We start from the raw sequence: 5,073 nt of genomic DNA, 5'->3' as shown, positions 1-5,073 counted from the left end.
TGACGCCTCTCTAATAATGGCAAAACTTTGAGCGACCAGATCCTCACGAAATCCATGACGCCTGAGCAGAGGCCTTAATTCTACCAGTTTCTTTCTTATTGCCTCATCGGAACTCGAACTGAGACCGGCGCCAGCCTCGTCAACCTTCTTCAGGATAGATCGCAGACTGCGAGAGGTATTAGCCCATTTATGACGAAAAATCCACTCTGCCTGACTCCCCAGGCGATCAAGGAATTTATCTCCTGACTCCTTTCTCTCGGGATAACACGTCTGAGGGTTTAGCGTTCCTCGCAGGGATGGCTTTTGTGATTTAAACATCTAACTTAGAGAGAAATACTTGTCGGACAAGACGAACCCACCGGTACAGAAGAGGCTCGAATCCATGATCGAAACGGACATGGATTCGATCACCAATAGACACCTGCTCCCAGCGAAGCGGAAGCTCAACATCAAATTGAAACATTCGACTAAAGGTCTTCGTGGCACTATCGTCATTTGGGTCCACTGCTATCTTACCGCCACCCTCAGTCCCCAAAATTTTATCTGGTAAATACTCCGCAGCCAAAGGGACTTCGCGAATAACCGGGCCGGATAATACTAGATCAAGGTTTCTTGCTAACCGAACATCCACATTGTGCGTTTGGCCTCTCACAAAATTGACGTCCTCCTGCGGAACAATAACCCTTACCTTAACAGGGGTATCATGGGGAATGACATATCCCAGTGTCTCTCCCTGGCGAAAAAACTTCCCGGCAAAATCTTCTGGTTGAGCGACAACAAATACGCCATCCGCCTGACTTTTCACAATAAGCTGTTCTATGCGCTCCATTGCACGAGACAACGCTGCCTGCTGATGAAAAAGCTGATCCTTAATAATACCGACCTGTACTCGATCATCTGAGGCTACAGCCCTAAGCCGGGCTTCAAGCTCATCGATCCGCGCCTTGATAACAGCAATCCTCGCCAAGAGCAAAGGATCCTCATTACGAGCCAACGGTTGATTCTTGGATACTGTGGCTCCAGAAACTGCCTCCAGATCAATACCAAACCCGTCTGTTTCAGCGCGCACAAAAGAGTCCTCCGGCAGCCAGACCACCCCTTCAACTTGCGTACGGAGGGGAAAGGGGACAATGGCAACAAGTCCTACAATCATAGCTAAAATAAAACCGGTCGAGGTAATGGCACGTTGCCGTTTCTTGGTGAGCCTGGGACTGCTCAACAGGTAATCAATCCCTTTCCCGACAGGGATAACCACCATAGATATACAACTGATAATAGCGAATATTACCCCGAGAAAAAGGGATTTTTGGGCAATAATAAAAAGAATGCCAACAACAATTATCAACCTGTAAACAAGCGCTGCAACTGCATACAAAACCAGCCATGCCCGTTCCCGAATTGAATCTGTTGGTTCGTCAAGACCTTCCACCTGAAAAAGATACCGTTCAGTAAGATAAAGCAGATATTTGGTAGATCGCTGGGACAAATTAGGCAACTCCAGCAAGTCCGAGAAGATATAATAGCCATCAAAACGGAGTAACGGATTGATATTAAAAAGAATCGTGGAGACACCGGCAATTATGATAACGTTGTAGGCAATAGTCCGAATAATGCCTGGTTCAACGTTGACCCAGAGTAAGAGGGCAAGAGAGGCGACAAAGAGTTCCACCATCATTCCTGCAGACGCCACCAGCATCCGGTGGAATCTGCTGCGAAAGGCGGAGGTCGTTGAGACATCAACATAAGGAACTGGGGTAAAGACAAGAAACATCACACCCAACTCATGCACCTCACCCCCCCAAACCTTGGCGGCAAAGGCATGTCCCAATTCATGAAGAATTTTCACACAAGGGAATACAAACCAAAGGAGAATGACGTTCTGCGGCGTCAGGATACGATCAATGATATTGGAAGTCAGCTCTGGCCAGTGTTTTCCGGCAAGCACCATGGATGCCGTCACCACCATTAACCACAAAAAACCGCCGGCAATAGTAAAAAAAAGCCGCGCAAAAGGAAGGAGTCGAAACAAGAGTTGTTCGGGGTCGAACAGGGGGATTTTCACTGACAGGGGGTTCATCAATGGCGCGATTTTTTTAGCGAACCCATGCGCTCGGTAACGATCAAAGATTTCAGCGGCATCTGGCGTAACTTCACACTGCAGGACATCCGCATTGTGCAACTGACCAAGAAGATGGACAATATCGTCTTGGGAAGGAGCCTTGTCTGCTAATTTTCCACACGCCAGTGTCCAGATCTCCCCCACCGTACGCTTCCCATCCATCAGGCCAATAACCATATACGCCGCAATGGTAAAACGATGCACCCGGCTTGATGTAGTATCAAGAATGACATACCAAATCCTCCCCCAATACGAATGCCGGGAGAGCCGCACATGAGCACGCAGCCGTGGTTTTAGATTTTCAACCCGGTACCATAGCTGACTGAATTGCGACTTCATCTCAATGTCACAGCCACCACGACCAGATCCATAGTCGGAACCAGTCAATGACACTATGAGTCCAAATCCACACCAGCGTGCGTTTTCCGCTTTCGATCTTACCTATTCCTTCCATCCCAGGACGGAGCTGGTCAGCCTTTTCCTGAAGAGTCGCTTCCACACGAAAATAGTTCCTCCCGCCTTCGGCCGTCGAAACCGGAGTAATTCGCTTAACCACAAAAGGCTGTTTCTCCTGTGGCATGCCAGTCAAAATCAAGGCGCCGCTACTACCATTAATGATATTGCTGATTTCGCGTTCATCCACCTGCAAGATAACACGAAATTGATCCAGAGGCGCCAGCGTAAATAACTCATCACCCAGCCGAACCGGCATCCCCAGGCGCTGGCTCAGATCTCCGCTCACCACAATTCCGTCAAATGGCGCTGAAATTTTTGCTTTGGAAAGCTTCTCGTCAAGAAGATCTATCTCCGCCTTGGCCTGCTGAACCTGAGCGTCAGCGACACGTGCGGCAGCCCGGTCATGGGTCGCCATGGATTCCTGATACTTACGCCTGTACTGCTCTGCCTCGCTATTCCATTTCGACTTCTCCAGCAGCAGATCTCTGTCATCCAAAAGGCATAACGTTTCCCCTGCCGAAACAACATCGCCAGCCCGCTTTTCCGCATGCAGAAGAAAGCCGTCAAAGGGAACCGCGACAACCCGCTGGACAGACCCCTCCAGCACGGTTTTAGCAGTTATTCGATACTCGACCTTGACTACACAGATGAATATCAACGCCAGAGCTGTCAACACCCCCAGAGTTTTTAAAATAACATTTCTGGGACCAAAAAATTTCTCAAGCTGCCGAGTAATGCTGGTAAACATTCGAGCGCCAAACCACTGATCATTCCAGTGATGCATTTCCAGAATCGGGCCAAGCAGGTGTGCAGCGGCTTTACATTGTTCCATTTCCTCATGAGAAAACAGACTCCCCGCCTGACGCTCAAAAGTAAGCGCGCCAAACACATCCTCTCGTCCCGGCAACGGAACGGTATAGATAGCGCTGCAATCAAAGCGGACACTGAGATCTTCATGAAGGCGGGCGACTATCTTTCCACCTTCAGGCGCGGGATACAGAACAGGCTCATTCTGGTCAAGCGCCTCTTCCATCGCTGACTCAATGGCTTGAGCCAGGTTGGTTTTTTTATCAAATTGAGCAGTATTGGAGATGGCAACAAGATGAATAAAATCTTTATGATAATATCCCAAACTCACACGCTGGCAATGCAAGCGAGTTGCATACGCGTTGACAAGTTCCATGGCAATCTTGAGGAAATCCCCTGGCTGAACTACTGTCGCAACCAACTCCAAAACTGTTGAAAGGCGAAGGAGCAACGCCTTGCCCTCAGCTTCCTCTTGACGCCTGAAAATCGTTTCCAGCCACGCCATCCCCCAGTGAAGTTGCCGTAACGCCTCCTGGAGTTGAAACTCTGAGCGATTTGACACTTCGAGTACCACAACACCGTACAACTTTCCTGAGATATCAAGCGGATATGCTATATGATACTGTTTTTGACCAGATCCATCGGACTGCGCATCCAAAGTCACCACACCCTGCCTTTCCCCCAAGGCCGATTCGGCAGCATGAACCAGATGCTGGAGATCCCGGGAAGAGTCAGGCCAGACAGCTGCCGGAGCATAAGTCCCGGCGCCCGGTGTGCCAAGCAGAACCATGCCCGCCTTGACATCAACGATCATATGGCACTGCAACCAAAGCCAGTTCCAGCAAAATTCATTGGTGCTTGTGGCTTCAACCAGGTTGATCCAGACCGAAGTCAGTTGACCTTCATCAATCGGTGTGCGAGCATTTGTGCCAGTGGTGTTCATCATAAGGTTAGATGGCTCTTAACAATTCTTAGTACACACATTAGAAAGGACGGACTCCATGGTAAGATCATGCCTGTTTCCCACCCCTTCGGCTCCGTTCAGGGAATAGTTTGAGACTCACTCGATGAGCAAAGTAAATTACAAAAGCCTACCCTGAGCGAGGTCGCTGAGGCAAGAGACTTGACTGAAAACAGTGTTGATCGTTAGCAATACCGATTAACGCGTTAATTCCTGACGGAGGCCATCGACTTTTTCCTTAAAACCTTTGATGTACTGATCGAGAACATCCTCGGACTCGATGACGTAGGGAGTGACCATCAGAAGAAGTTCGGTCTTCGAGCTACTGATAGTTTTATGCTTAAACAGCCAGCCCAGGCCTGGGATATCCTTCATGAAGGGAATGCCACTATCATTATCAGTTTCAGTCTTCGAGATCATCCCTCCCATCAAGATCGACTGACCATCTTTGACTGCCAACTTGGTCGTGAGCTGCTTGGTTGTAATGGTAGGCGAATCAAGACCTTCTTTCTTCTCTTCTTTCACTGAACTGACCTGTTGGTCGATCTCCAAAAGAATAATCCCCTCAGCATTAATCCGAGGGGTAACGTTAAGGATGACCCCGGTATCCTTATACTGAACGGTTTGATTCGAAGCGGTAGTAAGACCACTAGTATTGACAGTGCCACTACTATCGACGATCTGGCTGGTTACCACCGGCACCTGCTCCCCAACGTTAACAGTGGCCGAC

4 protein-coding genes are annotated in these 5,073 nt (G+C 49.0%); all 4 read right to left on the bottom strand.

All coding sequences use genetic code 11. From position 1 onward, the window contains the following. Positions 1-318 (bottom strand): hypothetical protein (locus FP815_08760; protein ID MBA3015030.1); only part of this gene is annotated, 318 nt, incomplete at its 3' end. After that, positions 311-2,458, bottom strand: coding sequence for an HlyD family efflux transporter periplasmic adaptor subunit (locus tag FP815_08755; protein ID MBA3015029.1), 2,148 nt, complete (start codon positions 2,456-2,458; stop codon positions 311-313). The genes FP815_08755 and FP815_08760, both read right to left, overlap by 8 nt. Before the next feature lie 7 nt (positions 2,459-2,465). Further along, positions 2,466-4,328, bottom strand: a complete 1,863-nt coding sequence (locus tag FP815_08750) for an HlyD family efflux transporter periplasmic adaptor subunit (GenBank protein ID MBA3015028.1) — start codon at positions 4,326-4,328, stop codon at positions 2,466-2,468. 213 nt (positions 4,329-4,541) lie between these two features. Then, a partial coding sequence (locus tag FP815_08745) for a type II and III secretion system protein (protein MBA3015027.1) occupies positions 4,542-5,073 on the bottom strand: 532 nt, incomplete at its 5' end.

It is taken from the genome of Desulfobulbaceae bacterium (genome assembly GCA_013792005.1).
In the GTDB taxonomy this organism is placed as follows: domain Bacteria; phylum Desulfobacterota; class Desulfobulbia; order Desulfobulbales; family VMSU01; genus VMSU01.
The sequence above is the reverse complement of the archived record's forward strand: the minus strand, read 5'-3'. Positions and strand labels throughout refer to the sequence as shown.

Excerpts from the sequence above, each read along its gene's own strand:
- FP815_08755 (MBA3015029.1), bottom strand. The coding sequence starts at position 2,458 with ATGAAGTCGCAATTCAGTCAGCTATGGTACCGGGTTGAAAATCTAAAA.
- FP815_08750 (MBA3015028.1), bottom strand. The coding sequence starts at position 4,328 with ATGATGAACACCACTGGCACAAATGCTCGCACACCGATTGATGAAGGT.